This window comes from Streptomyces sp. NPDC045021, from assembly GCF_056432645.1.
Map to the genome: position 1 here is coordinate 333,670 of NZ_JBWKIQ010000001.1, position 18,675 is coordinate 352,344.

Annotated in this window: 14 protein-coding genes; 7 read left to right on the forward strand and 7 right to left on the reverse strand. The window is 70.8% G+C overall.

Going from position 1 to position 18,675, the window contains the following annotated elements; genetic code table 11:
- Positions 1 to 26 precede the first annotated feature (26 nt).
- Both AC07DC_RS01540 and AC07DC_RS01545 read right to left on the reverse strand, forming a co-directional pair.
- Complete coding sequence (locus AC07DC_RS01540; RefSeq protein ID WP_478910785.1) at positions 27 to 1,187, reverse strand: DUF3800 domain-containing protein; 1,161 nt, start codon at positions 1,185 to 1,187, stop codon at positions 27 to 29.
- Entirely contained in the window at positions 1,184 to 1,678 is a 495-nt protein-coding gene (locus AC07DC_RS01545; RefSeq protein WP_478910786.1) for a MarR family winged helix-turn-helix transcriptional regulator, read from the reverse strand. The genes AC07DC_RS01540 and AC07DC_RS01545 overlap by 4 nt, the downstream gene beginning before the upstream one ends.
- Before the next feature lie 92 nt (positions 1,679 to 1,770).
- Between AC07DC_RS01545 and AC07DC_RS01550 the strand changes: the two genes are divergently transcribed.
- From AC07DC_RS01550 to AC07DC_RS01580, 7 genes are all read left to right on the forward strand, one after another.
- Positions 1,771 to 2,238, forward strand: coding sequence for an SgcJ/EcaC family oxidoreductase (locus AC07DC_RS01550; RefSeq protein ID WP_478910788.1), 468 nt, complete (start codon positions 1,771 to 1,773; stop codon positions 2,236 to 2,238).
- Positions 2,239 to 2,356: 118 nt separating this feature from the next.
- On the forward strand, positions 2,357 to 2,779 hold the full coding sequence (locus AC07DC_RS01555) for a CU044_2847 family protein (RefSeq protein ID WP_478910790.1): 423 nt from the start codon (positions 2,357 to 2,359) through the stop codon (positions 2,777 to 2,779).
- 3 nt (positions 2,780 to 2,782) lie between these two features.
- Complete coding sequence (locus tag AC07DC_RS01560) at positions 2,783 to 5,077, forward strand: VMAP-C domain-containing protein (protein WP_478910792.1); 2,295 nt, start codon at positions 2,783 to 2,785, stop codon at positions 5,075 to 5,077.
- A gap of 125 nt (positions 5,078 to 5,202) precedes the next feature.
- Positions 5,203 to 6,111, forward strand: coding sequence for an AAA family ATPase (locus AC07DC_RS01565; protein WP_478912566.1), 909 nt, complete (start codon positions 5,203 to 5,205; stop codon positions 6,109 to 6,111).
- A 2-nt stretch (positions 6,112 to 6,113) separates the two neighbouring features.
- Positions 6,114 to 9,902, forward strand: a complete 3,789-nt coding sequence (locus AC07DC_RS01570) for an SAV_2336 N-terminal domain-related protein (protein WP_478910794.1) — start codon at positions 6,114 to 6,116, stop codon at positions 9,900 to 9,902.
- 48 nt (positions 9,903 to 9,950) lie between these two features.
- Complete coding sequence (locus AC07DC_RS01575; RefSeq protein ID WP_478910795.1) at positions 9,951 to 10,457, forward strand: DinB family protein; 507 nt, start codon at positions 9,951 to 9,953, stop codon at positions 10,455 to 10,457.
- 42 nt (positions 10,458 to 10,499) lie between these two features.
- On the forward strand, positions 10,500 to 11,060 hold the full coding sequence (locus tag AC07DC_RS01580) for a 3'-5' exonuclease (protein WP_478910797.1): 561 nt from the start codon (positions 10,500 to 10,502) through the stop codon (positions 11,058 to 11,060).
- 21 nt (positions 11,061 to 11,081) lie between these two features.
- Here AC07DC_RS01580 and AC07DC_RS01585 read toward each other — a convergent pair whose 3' ends face one another.
- From AC07DC_RS01585 to AC07DC_RS01605, 5 genes are all read right to left on the reverse strand, one after another.
- The gene (locus tag AC07DC_RS01585) at positions 11,082 to 11,366 is read right to left on the reverse strand and encodes a DUF6343 family protein (protein ID WP_478910799.1); all 285 of its coding nucleotides are present in this window, start codon (positions 11,364 to 11,366) and stop codon (positions 11,082 to 11,084) included.
- Positions 11,367 to 11,421: 55 nt separating this feature from the next.
- The gene (locus AC07DC_RS01590; RefSeq protein ID WP_478910801.1) at positions 11,422 to 12,786 is read right to left on the reverse strand and encodes an LCP family protein; all 1,365 of its coding nucleotides are present in this window, start codon (positions 12,784 to 12,786) and stop codon (positions 11,422 to 11,424) included.
- A gap of 240 nt (positions 12,787 to 13,026) precedes the next feature.
- The gene (locus AC07DC_RS01595; protein WP_478910802.1) at positions 13,027 to 14,259 is read right to left on the reverse strand and encodes an SGNH/GDSL hydrolase family protein; all 1,233 of its coding nucleotides are present in this window, start codon (positions 14,257 to 14,259) and stop codon (positions 13,027 to 13,029) included.
- Complete coding sequence (locus AC07DC_RS01600; RefSeq protein ID WP_478910803.1) at positions 14,256 to 16,676, reverse strand: glycosyl hydrolase family 95 catalytic domain-containing protein; 2,421 nt, start codon at positions 16,674 to 16,676, stop codon at positions 14,256 to 14,258. Before AC07DC_RS01600 ends, AC07DC_RS01595 begins: the two co-directional genes overlap by 4 nt.
- 109 nt (positions 16,677 to 16,785) lie before the next feature.
- Entirely contained in the window at positions 16,786 to 18,591 is a 1,806-nt protein-coding gene (locus tag AC07DC_RS01605) for an alpha-galactosidase D (protein WP_478910804.1), read from the reverse strand.
- Between the last annotated feature and the right edge of the window lie 84 nt (positions 18,592 to 18,675).

An 18,675-nucleotide genomic window follows, 5' to 3' on the forward strand; every position in this document is an offset into this window, starting at 1 on the left:
ACCCCCGGCGCGTGCCTGTCGGCTCCCTACAGCTGGGCGCTCGCCACCGGGCTCAGCAGGGACCAGCTTCTGGCGTCTCCCCAGAACGACGCGTCATCGACATACGGACGCAGCAGTCCGGTGAGTTCCGCGTCGCCCCGATGATTGAGTTCGTCCGACGCGATCTTTCGCGCCACACCGGCGAGGAAGTCGGCGAGTTGAATTCGGGCATCCGAGCGCGAGCTGACAAGTGTCACACTCGTCAAACGGCCTTGCGGCAGAGTCCCGGAAAGAGCTGGGCGCGGCTTGCCGAATATCTCTTTGAGCTGCGCGATCCGTTCTTCTGTCAGCGTGTTGTTTCTGTCGTGAACAATGGAGACGGGCCGCGTTCCGTCACTCCAGTGCGCGACGGTCCTGACGATCGAAGGGATCAGCGGGTCCAGCGCGGGAATCATCGTCGGATCGTCGAGAAGCCGGGCCCGGAATGCATCAGCGTGCGACCTGGCCCCCGCGAGCCGTCCCAGGATGTCGTCGACCCGGCCGTCCGGACCGGTCCTGCGCAGGTCGTCGACCGTACGGAAGAAGGAGTCGACGGGGGTCCGCGCACCCCAGAGATTCTTGGTGCGCATCAGATTGTTGGACGATTCCAGAAATGCCTGCCACTGTTCCGGCCGGAACGACCGGGGGCCCTCGCGATACAAGGCGACGGCCAGGGAATGGGCTTCCTCGTCCTGCCACAGGCCCGCACTCGCCGCGTGTACGGCGCCCCCGACCAGCAGATCGACAGCCCTGCCGACGACGAAGAACGCCTTGTCGGTGAGGTGGACGTGCGCATTTCCGTGGAGCGGCCCCAGCGGCCCGAGCAGCCAGGTGAGAACCGGACGATGTTTCTCACGGAGCAGATGATTGGCTTTGTACTCCTGCGCCGGAGAACGAATTCTGTTCCGTATTTCCTGGATACTGTCCGCCGCTGCTTCGACATCCCACTGCACGCTGGCATGTGCGAACACATCGGTGTTGCCGCCGAGGAGATTCTCGCCGTCCGAGCCCGACTCGTCGCAGGCGACCTCCAGGAGCCGGTCGGTCGTTGCCGCCCCGAGAGCTTCCTCCCGATCGCCTGTCACTGCCTGGTCCTCCCACGGATGGACATGTTCGCCATCATCGGTGATCAGCGCGGGATCCACCACAAATTTTCCGGCTGCCGTCACCCGGTAGCGCCCTCCGGTCCGGCCGGGCGGGCGGCATTGCGCCGCAGCTCCTCGGTGGCCTCGTGGTAGGCCGTCGCGGCGTGCTCGAAGTAGTCCAAGAGGACGTCGAGTTGCTCCGGGGTGTACCGGGCGAGGACCTCGCCGACCCGGCGACGGGCGGGCCCGGCCACCGCTTCGACATCCACACCACCGGTGGCTCCCGCCACCGGCTCGATGATGACCTTGCGCCGGTCCGCCGGATCGACGGCCCGGCGCACCAGGCCGCGGCGCTCCAGACGGTCGATCAGCCGGGTGGTGGCGCCCGTGGTCAGTCCGGTGCGCTCGGCGAGCTCACCGGAGGTGAGGCTGCCGGCCAGATCCAGAATGCTCAGGGCGCGCAGGTCGGTGGTGTGCAGACCGGCGATCTCGGCGCCCGCCTGCCCGTTGAGGACCACCGCGTCCACGTAGCGGCGGTAGATCCGATGAGCGTCTTCCCGGCGAACGGTTGACATCCCGAGCCGCCTCCCCTTCACTAATATCTGCACGCATGCAGATACTTCAGTCGTGCAGATTCTTTGACAGTGTAACCAACGGGAGGACCGACATGGCCACCAATGGCACCGACCGCACCGCTGACCTGCGGGACATCACCGCACTGTTCGAGGGGATGAACGAGGCCTGGGGCCGTGCGGACGCCGACGCCTACGGCGAGCACTTCACGTCGGACGCCACCTACACGACCTTCGCCGGCACGCTCTACCAGGGGCGGACCGACATCGTGGAGGGGCACCGCGCGCTGCTGGCCACGTTCCTCAAGGGCACCCGGCTGGCCGGCGAGACCACCGACATCCGGTTCATCGGACCCGACACCGCCGTAGTGCTCTCCCGGGGCGACGTCCACAAGGGCAACAAGCCCCCCAGGAAGCTCAGGAAGGTGCAGACCTCCACGGTGATCCGCGACATCGACGGACGGTGGCGGGTGGCCGCCTTCCACAACACCAAGCGGCACCCGGTCATGGAGGCCGTGTCGTTCCGCTTCTCCCCCGCCACCAGGCCGCTCGCGCGCCAGTAGACCGGTCGGTCGGCCCCGGAGGGAATCGTGCGCGACCCTGCCGGCGGAACCCGGAACCACCGGGCTGAAGATTGCCAAGTACACCCACCGCGCGGGTGGTTGTGAGCACACTGGGGCCGTGACCGACTTCTTGGAGTTCGCTTTCGACGACGGCACCGTCGTGGCTGTTCAGGCTTTCGCTCCCGCCGTCCAGGAAGGCACGGCAGCGGAAACGGACGGTGCGGAGCGGGTACCGGGGTTCGGACCGTCACGTCCGGTCGCCGCGGGAGGGCGGTTGGCGCGGGTGACGGGTCGTACGCTGCGAGGAGTACTCGCCCCGCTGGTGCCCGTACTGCAGAGCGTGCACGACACGGTCGCCTCGGCGGCGACGCCGCCCGACCAGCTCACGGTGACGCTGGGGGTCCGCATCGGCAACGATCTCAAAGTCGCCGTCGTGGGCGCTTCCGGCGAGGTGAGTCTGGCCATCACGGCCAGTTGGAATCTCACCCGCGCGCCGGAAGAACCAGCCGCCGGTCCCGCCGACCCGAACGCGGGACCGTGACCCGTGGCATGGTTCACGCCCTCCGCCGCGTCCGACGGCGGTGCCCGGCCGTCGCTGGCGACCGTCCTCGACGCCGCTCGGGGCACACCCGCCGGCGGTGGTGTCCTGGTGGCTCCCGGACTCGTGCTCACCTGCGCCCATGTCGTCAATGACGCCCTGGCCCGCCCCATGTTCACCCAGGAGCCGCCCGCGCGGGCGCGGATCCCGATCTCCTTTCCGCACCTCGCGCCGGCCGGCCCGGTATCCGCCCGCCCGGTGGTATGGGTTCCGCCGCGGCAGGCGGGCCCGGACCGGCGTCCGGCCGGACCGCAGGACACCGTGTGGTGCGGGGACCTCGCGCTGCTGGCCCTGGACGCACCACCGCAGGACGTCCCGCCGGTGATGTGGAAGCCGATGGCCCGGAGCCAGTCCGTACGGTCCTGGTACGGCGGCGGCCAGTCGTTCACCTTCGCCGACGGTGTCGTCGAGGCCTACGACGCCGATCTCGGATTCGTCGACGGCACGCTGCGCGGAGCGGCCGTGGGGCCCGGCTACAGCGGAGGCCCGGTGTGGTGCGACGCCGAACAGGCCGCGGTGGGCCTGGTCGTGGCCGTGATGCGGTCGGCGTCGGCCGGGGCCGTCGCGGACTCCGTGCTCCGCAGGACCGTGGTGCTTCCGTGGCAGGCAGTTCGCCGGGAACTGGAGTCCGCGGCGCGCGCGACAGGCGTGGAGCTTCCCTTCCCGTCCCCGGCGGGCGCGCCCGCGGCGGCCCCTGGCGGCAGCGCGACCCGGTACGCCCTGGCCGCCGTGGTGGCGGACGTCCTTCCCGACACCGGTTCGCGCCGCGAGGCCGGGAGATACCTGGCCGGGGAACTCGGGCTGCCGGTGGGATCCAGCGAGGCGCCCTCCAGCGACGAGCTCGTGGACCTGGTGCTCTCCACGCCCCGGGCGATGGCGGCCCTGACCGAGTGGCTCGCGCCCACCCGCCGGGCGGAGTCGTTCCGGCTGCTGGCGGTAGGCCGGGCGGCGCTCGTACCCGGCCTGCTGTCGGTCCGGGAGTACCAGTGGCTCGTCGAACTGCTCAAGGACCGGGTCGTGCTCGGCTTCCTGCCCGGCGCGGTACGTGCCGCGCTGCGGTACACCACCGTCTGGGACGAGACGGGCACGACCGGGGACGCGAACGGGACGGGCTCGACGGGGACCGTCCCCACCGGATCGGACCCGGCCGACACGACGCCGGTCGAGGAGTCCGGTCCCGGCGCCGCCGAGACGTCCTTGGAGGCGGCGTTGCGGCTGGTGGAACGGCTGGAGGGCTACTGGGGCGACAGCGCCCCGGTACCGCCCGGCACACCGCGGGTCCCCGCGCTACTGCGGGCCGTCGTCTTTCTCGCGGCCCTCTGCTCCGCTGCCCAGGCAGGTCGGTTGACGCAGTGGTCGGACCGGGTCGCCCGCCGGCTCGGCGTGACGCAGCCGGCGCTGGACGAGCGGCAGGTCGAAGCCGCGGAATGGGCCGCGTCCCAGCCGGCGGCCTCCGCCACCGGCATCCCGCGCCTGAGCGTGAAGGTCGCGCCGCACGGGGACGACACCTACCGCTGCACCGCCTGGTACGACCCCGGGGACGGGGAGGCCAGAAAGGTGCTGGACGACGACGATCCGAAGACGCAGGACCGCCTGGCCCGCATCCTGCACCGCCTGCTGGTCCGCGAGAACAAGGCCGCGCACGGCCGCCACCAGGACACCTCCGTCATCGAGTTCATCCTCGACGCCGACGAACTCGACCTCCCCGTGGACCAGTGGGGTGACGAGCCGGAGCCGGCCGACGTTCCCGTGGTGCTCGGCGCCGAGTACGCCGTGGTCATCCGCTGCCCGCAGCTGCGGGTGCGGGCCGAGGACCACCCGCTGAGCTGGGAGCGGCGCTCGGCGGAGATCAACCGTGGCGGGTTCCTGCGACTGGACCGCAAACACATGTCGTCCCGGCAGATCTACGGGCTGCTCAAGGCCGACCTCGGGGTGCCCCGGGTCATCCTGGACTGCGCCGAGGAGCACCGGGCGGCATTGCGCGCGGTCTGCATCCTGATGGGCGTCCCTGTCGTGCTGTGGGAGCGCGGCGCGGAGGAGGGATCGCGTGACCGGCTTGCGGCCCTGATGCTCAACGGGCCGGCCCGTACGATGCCTTACCGCGTGCGACAGCAACGCGCCCGCGCGCTGGGCGAGGCGGCGGATGCCGCCACCGGACCCGTCGTCATCTGGGACGACATCGCCAGGCCGGTGCCCGAGGACCGGTGGAGCGACCCTTCGTTCAAGGAGGCCTGTCCGTGAAGTTGTCCCGCGAGCCCGAGCCGGAACCGCGCTCGGACCCGACACCTGAGACGCACCCGCACGCCGAGGGTCCCGCGGACGGCTGGCGGCTGTTCCACGGCGACGGACGGCCGCGGGACATCAGCATGCCGGAACCGCCGCCCTGGCGCCGCTTCCACCCCCGGGACGAGGACGGATCCGAGGCCGGCGAGAACGCGGATCCCTACCGTCCCTATCTCATCAGCCGGCCCCAGGCCGACGTCGTCAACGCCGCCCTCCACCTGCGCCGGCCGTTGCTCGTCACCGGCCATCCCGGTACCGGCAAGTCGTCGCTGGCCTACGCGATCGCCCATGAGCTGCGCTTCGGCAAGGTGCTGCGCTGGCCCATCAACAGCCGCTCCACCCTCAAGGAGGCTCTCTACCAGTACGACGCCGTGGGCCGGTTGCGCGAGTCGAACCTCGGGACGGGCGCCGGCCGCCCCGATCCCTACATCGGCGACTTCATCCGCCTCGGACCGCTGGGAACGGCGTTCACCGCCACGGACCGGCCACGCGTCCTGCTCATCGACGAACTGGACAAGGGGGATGTCGATCTTCCCAACGACCTGCTCGGCGTTTTCGAGGAGGGTGAGTTCGAGATCCCCGAACTGACCCGGCTGCGGTCCGGCGAGGAGCACATCGAGGTGCACAGCGCGGACCGGGGAGCGCCCGTGCCGGTCCGGGCCGGGCAGGTGCGCTGCGGCGAGTTCCCGGTGGTGGTCATCACCAGCAACGGCGAACGCGACTTCCCGCCGGCGTTCCTGCGCCGCTGCCTGCGGCTGGACCTTCCCGAACCGGACGAGCAGCGGCTGCGCGCCATCGTGGCGGCGCATCTGGGTGACGAGGCGCTGGACCGTGTGGAGGACCTGATGGTGACCTTCCTGGCCCGCAGGGCCCCGGCCGAGCTGGCCACCGACCAGCTCCTCAACGCGGCCCATCTGCGCCTTGGAGGCGTGGACCTCGACGCCGAAGGGCTACTCGAAGCGGTGCTGCACCGACTCGGCGGAGCCGTGTAGCGGTGACCGGCCGCCTGTCCAGGCTCTCCAGGATCCTCGCCGACCCCGACGCCGCGCAGGGTGGCTCGGCGCTGAGCCACGAGGAGCTGGTGGACATCCTGTGGCTCGCCGAGCGTATGCCGGTGACCACCGATGCCGCACCCCTGGCCCTCGCGCTGGGCCTGGGCCCCGCGGCTTCGCCGGAGAAACCGGGACGTACGGCGGACGACCCCGCACCCGCCGGCGGCCTTCCGGAGCGGCGCCCCGCCCTTCCCTGGCGTCCGGCCGCCACCACCGATCCTGCCGAGGACACCGACAGCCCGGCGGAGGGCGGCAGCACGCCGGCATACGCCGCGCCCGCCGCACCGGCCGACGACGGCGCACCCGCCGAGGACGCGAACGCGCTCGGCGACGACGACCCGCCGCGAGGCTCGGACGGCCCGCAAGGACCACCGCCTCCCCCGCCCCGCGCCCAGCCGGTCAGGATCCCGCAGCCGCGGGTCCTGCGTACCCCGCTGATCGCGGCCCGCGCGCTGCGCCCCCTCAAGCAGCACCGGGCGGACATCGAGCGCCAGGAACTGGACGAGGCGGCCACCGTCGAACACATCGCGCAGACGGGAACCCTGGACGTGGTCATGGAGCCCGGCCGGCAGCGGTGGCTGGACCTGGCTCTGGTCCTGGACGACGGCATGTCCATGCAGCTGTGGCGCTCGCTCTGCTCCGAACTGCACACCCTGATGCGCCAGTTGGGGGCGTTCCGGCAGATCCGCGTCTTCGCCCTGCGGTTGGAGAGGGACGCACCCCCGGCCCTCACCAACCATCCCTTCGGGAACGCCCAGTCCACGCTGCCTCCCGCCGTACTCGCCGACCCCTCGGGCCGGACCATGGTCCTGGTGGTCACGGACGGCGCCAACCCCCTCTGGCACGGCCGTCAGGTCACCCGGGTCATCGCCCAGTGGGCGGCGTGCGGTCCCACCGCCCTCATCCACGCCCTCCCGCCCCGCATGTGGGCCGGCTCGGGTCTGCGCACCCGCCGGTGGCAGGTACGGGCGCCGCGCCCCGGGGTGGCGAACACCCGCTGGCACGTCCAGGACCCGCTGCTGCCGCCGGAACTCGCGCCCTGGCAGGGCATACCGGTCCCGGTACTCGAACCCGACGCGACCGCGCTGATCGAATGGACGCGGGTCGTGGCGTCTGCGGCGGCCACGGCGACGCTTCCCCTGTGGGCCCCGGAGTCCGGCTGGGCGCAGGGGACGGACGAGGCCCCGGCCGGCGCCCCGGACGCCGCGTCGGCCGGGAGCCCGGACACCGAGGAACCCGCACAGGACCTTCGCCGCTTCCGCCGGTCGGCGTCGCCCGAGGCGTACCGGCTCGCCTGCTATCTCGCGGCGCTGTCCCCGCTCACCGTGCCGGTGATGCGGCTGGTCGCCGATTCGGCGCCCACACCGACCACGACCGCCCATCTGGCGGAGGTCTTCCTCGGTGGCCTGTTGCGTCCCACCGCCGCACCCCCTGCCACCCGCGCCCCTGACACCCCGGACACCTCGCCGGCCGGGGTCCGTCGGCTCTACCTGGAGAACCAGGTCTTCGCCTTCCCCGAACCCGTGCGCAATGTGCTCCTGGACGCCGTGCCCACCGGAGAACTGATCCGCACGACCCGCCGGGTCTCCGACAAGGTGGCCGACCTCATCGGGCGCGCACCGGACTTCCCCGCCTGGCTCGCCCACAACGAGGGCGCCGACCTGCTGCCCGCCGACGCCCAGGCCTTCGCCTGGCTGGGCGCGCCGATGCTGGAACGGCTGGGGCTGACCGGCCTGGTGACGCAGCCCCCCGCCCCGCCCGAAGGCCTCTCGCCGGAACTGCAGCAGCCCGGGGGCATCCCCTGGAGCGAGTACATGGCCCTGCCCCCTTCGGCGCCGAGTACGCCCCGCACCACCTCCCGCCGCCCGACCACCGGCCGAAGGCGGATCTGGTGGCCGCCCAGCGGCGACGACCCCAAGGCTGTCGGCCCGTTCACGCTCACCGCCCCGCTGGGTCTGCAGTACGAGGACGAGGACGACCCGCTGTACGCGGGCCTGGATCCGGACGGCCGGTGGGCGGCGATCCGGCTGGGCGCCGTACGCCACCCGCGCCTGCCCCCTGGCGAAAGGGCGCAGGACGCCGAATCGCTGGAGCTCGACGCCAGGGTCCGCAACGAGATCGAGGCGCTCGAACGCTGCTCGCATCCCTGCGTTCCACGGCTGCTGGCCGGCGGACGGAGCGACGCGGACGGCACCGTGATGCCGTGGGTCGCCATGCAACTCATCGCCACCCGCGACGGACACCAGGCCCGGCCCCTGTCTCTCCTGGGGCACCAATCGCTCGCCGTCATCCTTCAACTCGCCTACCGGCTGTCCCATGCGCTGGCTCACTGCCACGCCGCCGGCGTCGTCCACGGCAGACTCACCGCCGGAAGGATCCTGGTCACCGCCGAGAACCCGTTCATCATCGGGTGGTCCGGCGCCGTCGTCTCCGCCCCGCAGGCGGACGCACCGGACCGCGGCGCCGGGCAGCCGGCCCTACCGCCGGCAACGGACGATGGGAGGCCGACGCAAGGGGACGATGTACTCGCTCTGGGCCGGCTGCTGGAGACCGCCTTCAACGTCGGGTACTACGCCCCCGCATACTCCTTGTTGCGGGCAGTGATCGAAGGGTGCACGGAACCCGATGAGACGCGGCGGGCCACGGCTGCCGACATCGCAGCGCTCCTTGAGCACCGCTTGCCGCGAGGTAGTTCCGCGCTACCGTTCGAAACCTTCCTGACCCGGGAGAACCGGGCCTGGGTCGACGAGGGCACAGGCAGTCTGCGGCTGGTGGCCCACACTCCCGCGGTACCTGACGTCCCCGTCCCGTACCCCCAGATCCCGCTGCATCCGGAGGCCGCCGCGCTGGTCGCCCCCGCCGGTCCTGGTTCCCCTGAGGCACCGCGCACCCACGCACTGTTTCCCGGCAGCCCGCCCCGGCGTCGCCCGCGGCGTACACCGCTGCTGCGCCCCGGCTCCGGCCCCGCCGGACGGTGTGTCGCCGTCCTCGGCCCCGAGGACTCAGCGGCGAGAAGCGTGATCGCGGTGCAGCTGGGATCGGCGCTCGCAGCCTTCCAGCGCCGGGCCGACCCCCCGCATGTGGTGATGACCCCGCTCGACATCCGCCCCGCGACGCTCGGCTACCAACTCCTCGTGCATCCGGACTCGCCCCAGCCCGTGGGCGCCGTCCTGGACGGGGTTCCGGTCCGGTCCGGGACGCAGGACGCGGACCGGTGGGTCACCCTCCGGGACTCCAACGGCCTGCACGTGCTCTACCAGGAGACCACCACCCCGGTGGCCGCTGTGCCCGGCGCTTCCGCTCTGCGCGCCATGGTCGATCATCTGCGCGGAATCGGCACCGTCGTCGTGTCGACGGGCGACAGCATCCTGCGTCCCATGTCCAACGTGAGAGGCGTACTCGGAATCCGCGAGCAGGACCGGATGGTCATCGCGACCACCCTGCGCCCCGCGGACCTGCAGGTGGCCGCGGCCCAGCTCCGGGCCCTGCGCATGTCTCCCTACACCCGTTTCAGCTACCGATGCGTCGTGGCCGCGTACGACACGGACGGCTTCATCGCGTCCCGGGAGGGGCTGAGCCCGTTGGTGGAAGCGTTCGGACAACCCCTTCCCCTGGTGTTGATCCCGGACGCCGCGGCACTGCGCACGCGCGGGCTCGGCGACTTCGGTCAGCTCCCCCGGCAGACCCGTGCGGCCTTCAACGAACTTGCCCGCGTCGTGACCGCGGACTGACCGGTTTGATCCCGGCGGGGCACCCGGCTCGGTTGGCATGATGACCCGATGCAAGATCACGAGAGAACCCAGCCGCCGTGGGTCGCGGACGAGCGGGCGAGCCTGACCGCTTTTCTGCAGTACCAGCGTGAGACGCTGACCATGAAGTGCACCGGCCTGACCACCGAACAGCTGAGGCAGAAGGCGGTTCCTCCCTCGGAGCTGTCCCTGCTCGGGCTGGTCCGGCATCTGGTCGAGGTCGAGCGGGGCTGGTTCCGCAAGATACTGAACGACGACAACGTTCAGCCCTACTGGCCCCGTCCGGAGCCCGGCCGGTTCAGCGAGTGGGACGTCGACTCGGCCGATCCCGACGAGGCGTTCCGGGTCTGGCACGAGGAGTGCGCACGCTCCCGCGCCATCGTGGACGCCGCCACGTCCCTCGACGACACCGGGCACTACGGCGACGAGGTGTACTCGCTGCGCTACATCCTCACCCACATGATCGAGGAGTACGCGAGGCACAACGGCCAGGCCGACCTGCTCCGGGAGTGCATCGACGGCACGACCGGGGAGTAAACCGAGGTGACCGGCGGGTGGTCGTCTCCTACGCTCGGCAGCATGGACAGCGCCGTGGGACTGTTGAACGTCATCGATGTCGAGGCGACCTGCTGGGCCGGCGAACCGCCTCCAGGGGCGGTGAGCGAGATCATCGAGATCGGACTCACCGTCGTCGACCTCGACACGGGCGAGCGGGTCGCGCGGCACGGCATCCTGGTGCGGCCCGAACGGTCCGCCGTCAGCGCCTTCTGCACCGAGCTGACGGGCCTGACGCAGGCCGAGGTGGAGACCGGCGTCGGCTTCTCCGAGGCCTGCCGGCTGCTGGCCGCCGAGCACCGGGCCGGGAGCCGGCCGTGGGCCAGCTGGGGAGACTACGACCGGCATCAGTTCACCCGGCAGTGCCTGGCCACCAACACCGAGTACCCCTTCGGGCAACGGCACACCAACGCGAAGCTGGCCTTCACCCAGGCGCACCGGCTGCGCAAGCGCCCCGGAATGGCGCAGGCCCTGCGTATCGCGGGACTGCCGCTGGAAGGGCGGCGCCACCGCGGCGAGGACGACGCCTGGAACATCGCCGCGCTGATCCTCGCCCTGGCCGCCGAGGGCGCCTGGCCCGGCTAGGACTGTCCGGCCGGAGAGGCCCTAGGGTCCGTGATGCCGCAGGTGGGTGCCGCCCCGGTCCGGCAGGTACGGCGGAATGTCACGCCCCGGCTGGTAGTGCGCGCCCTGGCGGATGTGCCGGCCCACCACGATCAGATCCACGATGGCCACCGCTCCCACCACCGCGAACGCGACCGCCCACGCCATATGGCCCGCCACCGCGAACCCCACCGCGCCCACCACCGCCCAGACCAGCCCGAACGCGGCCAGCCCCAGACGTAGGCGCAGCGGACTGCGTGCGGTCAACGGCTCACTCCCAGTACGCATGGCGACGCATCTCCTCCCCTCCAGCATCCACCTTTCGTGGGCCGGCCGGGGCCTGTCAGCCGCCCGAACCGAAGACCGTGTTGGCGCAGGTGTCCTGATCCGCGGAGCGGGCGTCGGCCACGACCGTGGAGGGAAGCGCGGTGGGCGTTCCGGTCGGCTTCGCCGAATCCTGAGCGAATGGGTCGTCCTTGTCGCCGGCGCCCGCACCGCCGGTCCCGGTCGTCGGTGCCGAAGCGGGCGGGGACGACGACGGCGACCCGGCCGGAGCAGTGGTCTGCGGCCCGGTCCCGGTGGCGTTCTGCCCGTCGATGGTCCGGTCGGCCTTGAGGGTGGCCCACAGGGTGTCGACCGCGGGCTGGACCAACTCGACGCGCTCGCCGCTGAAGCGCCACGGGGTGGTCAGGAACTTGAGGTCGTGCAGGTCGATGTTCTTCAGCGACGAGCCGAACTCCAGCAGCTTCGCCACCGAGCCGAGACCCGGATCGACGATCAGGGACTTGGTCGCCGCGTCCGCGAGCGGCAGCAACGTGGTGGGGTTGATCCCCTGCCCCTTGATCTTGGACACCAGCGAGCCGAGGAAGGCCTGTTGGCGCATCATCCGGCCGATGTCGGATCCGTCCCCGATGCCGTGCCGCAGCCGCACGTAGTCCAGGGCCTGCTGGCCCTGGACGTTCTGCTTGCCCTTGCCGAGGAGCACATTGCCCCTGGCGCCCAGTTTCGGATTGACGTCGCCCTCGTAGATGTCGTTCGGGAGGCAGACCTCCACCCCGTGGACGGCCTTCGTCATCGCCGCGAAGCCCTCGAAGTTCGCCACGATGGTGTGGTCCACCCGCAGGCCGGTGAGCTTCTCCACCGTGTTCTGCGTGCAGGCCGGGTTGCCGGCGTCGGTCTCCCCCACCGAGAACGCCTCGTTGAACATGGTGTGGGTCCGCTCGTTGGTCCAACTCCCGTCCGACAGACGGCAGGCGGGGATGGTGACCAGGGTGTCGCGGGGGATGGAGACGCCGATCGCGTGCTGGTGGTCGGCATAGACGTGCAGCAGGATCGTGGTGTCCGAGCGGGCGGTGCCGCTCTCTCCGCCGCCGAGGCTGCTGTTGGCGCCGCCACGCGAGTCGGAGCCGATGAGCAGGACGTTGACCGGGGTGTTCCCGGTGGCGTCGGGTACGGCGGCGGGCGGGCGGTCCCTGCTCATCGCCTCCGCGGGGAAGCTCTGGATGTTGCTGTTGAGGCGGTAGTAGATCGCGCCGCCCGCGACGACCAGCAGTACCAACGTGCCGACTGCCGTCCAGGCGACGATCTTCCGTGCTCGCCGGCCGGTGCCGCGCCCTGTCGGGGCGGCCGGGCCGTCGGCCGTGGCCTCGGGTATCTCCTCCGGGGCGGCCCCGTCATGTTCGTACGTCTCGTCCCGCGCGGCTGGCATCTGCGTCCCTCTCCCCTGGTGTGCGGGGCCTGAGCCGCACATCGAGGATCGTTGCAGACAGATATGAGGAAAATGTTAGATCCTTCGAACAGTTCCGAACAGTGACGAAAGGCCTGGTGACGGTCTGACAGCGGGCCGGATCGGGCCCGCCGTCAGGTCCTCGGATCAGTCGTCGGATCAGGTGTCGGATCAGGTGTCGGACCGGACCGTCGGATCAGAACGGCCCCTGCTCGACGCAACTCACCGGGTGCACCGCAGGCTCGTCAGGTCGACCGAGTCGGCCATCGCCTGCATGCCCTTGTCGTTGGGGTGCACATGGTCACCGCCGTCGAAGACCGGAAGCAGCCGCTCCTGGTCGTACGGGCTGCGCAGCAGCTTGTCGAAGTCGGTGACGGCGTCCAGCGCGCCGCTGTTCCTGATGAAGTCGTTGACACCCTGGCGTACGGCCTCGCCCGCGGGATCGAATTCGGGCCACCCCTTGAAAGGCAGGACCGTCCCGCCGACGACGCAGGCGCCCGCCGCGTGGGCCCGGTCGATGATCTGCCGGTAGCCGGCGGTCAGATCGGCGACCGTGACGCCGCTGTGCGCCTTGATGTCGTTGATGCCCTCGAAGAGGAACACCGTGCGGATCCCGGGCTGGGAGAGCACGTCGCGCTGCAGCCGCGCCAGGGCGCTCTGCCCGGCACCGTCGGCCAGCACCTTGTTGCCGGAGATCCCCTCGTTGGCGACTCCCTTGATGCCGATACCGGTCGTGCCCTGGAGCCGCCGGGACAGGTAGTCGGGCCACCGGCGGTCGGTGTCGGTGCTCGACTGCCAGCCATCGGCGATCGAGTCGCCGAGAGCGACCACGGCGCCGGTGTCCGCGCCGGTCTCCACGCTGACCGCGTCGAGGTAGAACCACGATCCGATCCGCTCGGTCCAGCCGGCCGCGCCCTCCTCACCTGCGTGGTCGCCGGCCGCCGCGTAGGACGTCTGCATCGCCATGCCGTGGCCCGTCGCCGGACCTTCGGCGGCCACCACGTGCAGGCTGACCACAAGCTTGCTCTGCGCCGCCAACGATCCCGGCAGCGGATCGCTGTACACGGTGGCGCCCGGCGGCACCGTGACGGACTGCCCGCCACCGAAGGTGAGTCGGCGGTTGCTGCCGGAGACGAGTTGGGCACCGTCCTTCTGCAGTCCGGCGCGGACGCTGTCGAACGTCACCGGGTGGTCGCCGAACGCGTTGGACAGCCGGATGCGCATGTTGCCGCCGCCGACGCTGGTGCGGACGACCAGCCGGTAGCTGTGGTCGGCGGCCGCCGTTCCCATCCGGTCGGCGCTCGCGCCCCACGTCACCACCTGGTGGGAGGGTGCGCGCGCCACAGTCGTCGCTGATGCCGGTGCCATGGAGGCGGGTGCGCACAGCGCGACGACCAGGGCGCAGACGAGTCCTGCCGCACGGCCACGGTGCGGGAACCACGGACGGCGGCTCACCGGCTGAAGTCCCGCAGGGTGACGGAGCCGCCCGGTTTGAGGCTGAGTTCGCGGGCCACTCCCCCGTAGGACACGGTGGTCGTGCGTCCGCCGACGCTGCGCAGCCGCGCCTCGGTCACCTTTCCGTCCCGCCAGCGCAGGTCGATGACGAAGCCGCCGCGTACTCCGACGCCGGTGACCGATCCGGAGCGCGCCCAGGCCTCGGGGAGCGCGGGCAGCAGCTCGATGTGGCCGGGGCGGGAGTAGACCAGCATCTCGATCATGGCGGCCGAGGTGCCGAAGTTGGACTCGATCTGGAAGATGCCGCGGCCCTTCGACACCTCGTAGATGTCGAACAGGTTCATCGCGGTGCCATTGGTCCCGCCGATGGAGGGCCGCAGGTTGTTCACGACGAGCTGGTACGCCTTGTCCGCGTTCTTCAGCCGCGCCCAGCACAGGCTCCGCCAGGCGTTCGCCCAGCCGAAGCTCTCCATCCCGCGCGCGGTGAGCAGCGCGGTCGCGCCGTCGACCAGGGACTTGGGGGTTGAGCCGTCGGGGCGGATCCGGTCGCCGGGGAAGAGTCCGATCAGCGGGGAGAGGTGCCGGTGGGTGGTCTCTCCGAGGTTGTCGGGTGACATCCACTCCTCCAGCCAGCCCGTCTTCGGGCTGACCTGCGGCAGGTACAGCCGCTCCTGGAGCGCGCCGATGGTCTTGCTGTGGCCGCTGTCCCTGCTGAGGACGGAGCACGCGGTGCGGTAGTTCTCGAAGAGCGACCGCACCAGTTCCTGCGCGTAGGTGATGCCCTTGGCGTCGAACGGCCCGTGCTCGGGTGACCAGTCGCTGTCGGCGATCAGGACCTCGCGCTCCTTGCCGGTGGCCGGGTCGGTGACGGTCGTGGTGAGCAGCCGCGCCTCCCAGAACTCGCAGGCACCCTTCAGGAGCGGGTGGATCCTGGCGAGGTAGGCCGCGTCCTGGGTGTACTCGTAGTGCTCGAAGAGCGAGTTGGACAGCCAGGCGTTGCCCGCCGGGTGCCACCACCAGCCGCCCCCGCCATGGATGTTGGTCGAGATGGCGACGGTCCAGCCCGCGATCTTCCCGCTGGAGTTGCGGTAGCGGTTGCGCGGGTCGTTGAAGAGGGTCCGCGTCAGCTCGGTCCAGGAGGGGAGCTGCGCCAGACAGTAGTCGGCGTAGGCGTCGAAGCTGCTGGACAGGCCCGCCCGGTCGGCCATCCAGTAGTTCATCTGGATGTTGATGTCGGTGTGGTAGTCACCCATCCAGTCCGGGTCGTTGCCGTCCAGCCACAGCCCCTGGAGGTTGAGCGGCAGACTGTCGCGCGATCCGGCGATCATGAGGTAGCGGCCGAACTGCAGGTATGACGCCTCAAGTTCGGGGTCGGCCTCGCCGTCCCGTGCGCGGGCTCGTATCCGCTCCCAGGTGTCGAGTCCGCGCTGTACCGAGGACGACGCGCCGAGCGAGATGTCCATCCGGTCGAACAGCGCCCGGTGGTCGGCGACATGGGAGTAAAGAAGGGTCGTGAACGGGTGGCGGGCCGCGGTGAGGACCTTGCTACGGGCCAGCTTCTGCGGATCGAGGGCGGGGTCGCGGTAACCCGCGGACGCGTCGGGCGCGTAGTTGGTGCCGCCGCTGACCACGACGGTGAGGTCCTTGCAGCCGGCGAAAGAGATCCGGGAACCGTCGGTGGTCACCGTGCCGGTGCCGCTGTACGCGGTCACCGCGGCGCCGTAGCGCAACCCGCCGTCCGGGAAGGCGGCACCGAACGAGGCGTAGGTACGGGCCCGGTCCGCGGTCGTGGTCTCGTCGTGCGTGCCCGCCAGGGTCGCCGTTCCGGTGTACCGGCCGCCGCCGCGCTGGGAGAAGTGCAGAACGATGGCGTCGTCCGGGTGGCTGGCGAAGATCTGGCGCTCGTACGTCACTCCTGAGCGGACGTACGAGGAGCTGACGATCCCCTGGCTGATGTCGAGGTCACGGCGGTAGTCAGAGACCGCCGACAGGTCGTGGTCGGGGATGTCGACGGTCAGACGTCCCAGCAGGGTGAAGGAGCCGAAGTTCTCCCGGGCGTACGGGAACTGGCCGTCCGCGTCGAGAACGGCGTTGCGGTCGCCGGTCCACAGGGTCGCGTCGGTGAGGAGGAGCAGTTCGCGCGACGGGTCGTTCCCGGTGAGCGCGCCCAGCCGCCCGTTGCCGATGGGCAGACCCTGTTCGATCATCGCGGTGTCGGAGGCGGGCGCCGGGTACCAGAATCTGGTGGTCGACGCCTCGGGAAGCATCGGGGATCCGGCCGGGCGGACCGCGGGCGCGGAGGCCGCGAAGGCGGGCAGGCTGCCGAGTGCGGTGAAGGCACCCGCCGCGGCGGCGAGGGAGAGGATGTCCCGCCGACTCGGTCGGCGGGGGGATGAGTCGGTGTTCTGGTCGTCCACGGTGCACTCCGTATTGTGGCGGGACGTTGTGTGGGGCGGGACGTTGTGTGTAGGGGGGTGCGGACAGGGGGTGCGGAGCCCGGAGGAGGTCGGGCCCCGCACCCGGTCGTCACGACAGCGTCGGTACGTCGATCCGGTCGATGTCCGGGGCGTACCCGTCGCCGCTGTCGAAGGTGACGGTGTTGCTGCCCGCCTTGAGCGTCACGGGCACGCCGACGGTCTCGACAGTCCCCCAGTCACCCGTCGACGGGAACTTCAGGCCGGTGGCTCCGTTGCCGTTCGCGGAGACCTGGGCCGGGCGGGCGTCACCGCTGATGTAGGCCACGTCGATGATGTAGCGGCCGGCCTTCTGCACCACGATGTTGTTGAACTGGAGCTTTCCACCCTGGTAGAGGTTGCCGACCTTGTGGCCGCCCGAGCAGGCCGCGCAGTCGCCGACGCCGGCGTTGCCGCTGAGGGTGTTGGCCGCCGACTCGGCCTCGTAGCCGGTCTTCTGCTGCGCGGGTCCGTGCGGTGTGACGGTGAACAGCCGCGAGCCGTGGGCCGGCAGTGCCTGCGTCACCTTGTCCTTGTACGAGCCGAGGTTCTGCTGGTTCCACAGGTCGCGGACCGCGCCCTGCCCGGAGAAGCCGAGGGACGACCAGTCGGCGGTCACGGCGGCGGGACCGCTGCCGAGGTTGAACAGGGCGACGGTGTAGCTGCCGTCGGCGTTCTTCGCGCTCCAGACCTGCTGGTCGCCGGCGGCGGTGATGGGCCGGGCGGGCGGGGTGCTGCCCTGGTTGAGCGCGATGACCTCGCGGTTGGTCAGCAGCGAGACGCCGTAGTCGTCGAGGCGGGTGAGGTCGTCACCGGTGTAGAGCGGGGACTTGGCGATGGCCCACAGCGTCACGTAGCTCTGCCGCTCGGCCTTGGTCAGGCCGTCCATCTCTCCGTTGCCGACGTCGAGGGAGTCGAGGTCGTTCCATCCCCCGGGTCCGGCGTGCCCGGTCCACCCGGCCGCGTCGTCCCATCGGTCGTCGACCGAGTTCTCCCACGACACCAGGGTGTTGCAGTAGCACTCGACATCGGTGTCGATCCGCCAGCCGTTGGAGTACTGCTTCCAGTCGGCGGCGTGGTTGATGTCCAGCGACCAGGAGAGTTCGAGGTGGATCGGGCGCCCGGCGGTGGCGATCGCCTGCTGCCAGGCGGCGGCGTCGGCAACGTTGTTGTAGTTGTCACCGCTCTTGGAGGAGCCGGGTCCGACACCGTCCAGCTTGAGGAAGTCGTATCCCCAGTCGGCGAACATCCGGGCCTGCGAGTCGATGTACTTCTGCGCGCAGGGGCGGGAGAAGTCGAGTTTGTAGGCGCTGTCCCAGCCGTTGGTGGTGCGCAGGTCGCTGTAGACGATGTCGGCGGTGGCACAGCCCGGCGCGTTCCAGACCGGGACCTTGCCCGCGCCGTACGCCTCCTTCTCCAGCCCAGCGGGAAGGTAGATGCCGGCCTTGAGACCCTTGGCGTGGATGTCGTCGGCGACCGGCTTCATGCCGCGCGGGAACCGGACGGGGTCGGGTGCCTGCCGGGCGTACGCGTCGAACTCCGGCTTCCAGGTCGTGTCGCGCCACCAGCCGGCGTCGATGTTGACGTACTCGTATCCGTACTTCTTGAGCTTCGACGCCATCGCGCCGGCCTGCTTGAGGACGTTCTTCTCGGTCAGGTAGCTGTAGTCGCCGTCGGGGTTGAGCCCCGGGTACTTTGAGGACTGCATGCTCCAGCTGGACCAGCCCATGTACGGCTTCTGGGCGGGGGCGGTCGTGACCGTGGGGGGAGCGGTGGGGGACGTGCCGCGGGGAGCGGCGGCCATCGCGGCGGGGACGGCGGTCGTCAGACCGACGGCGATGGCCAGGGCGAGCACGGTGCGGAACGAGGATGACCGCATGGGTCGGACCTCCCTGTGTGGGGGCATGGGCGTGCGCTGGGCGGTGTGGGGGGATCGGGGGACGTGGGTGCGGCGGAGGGGCCG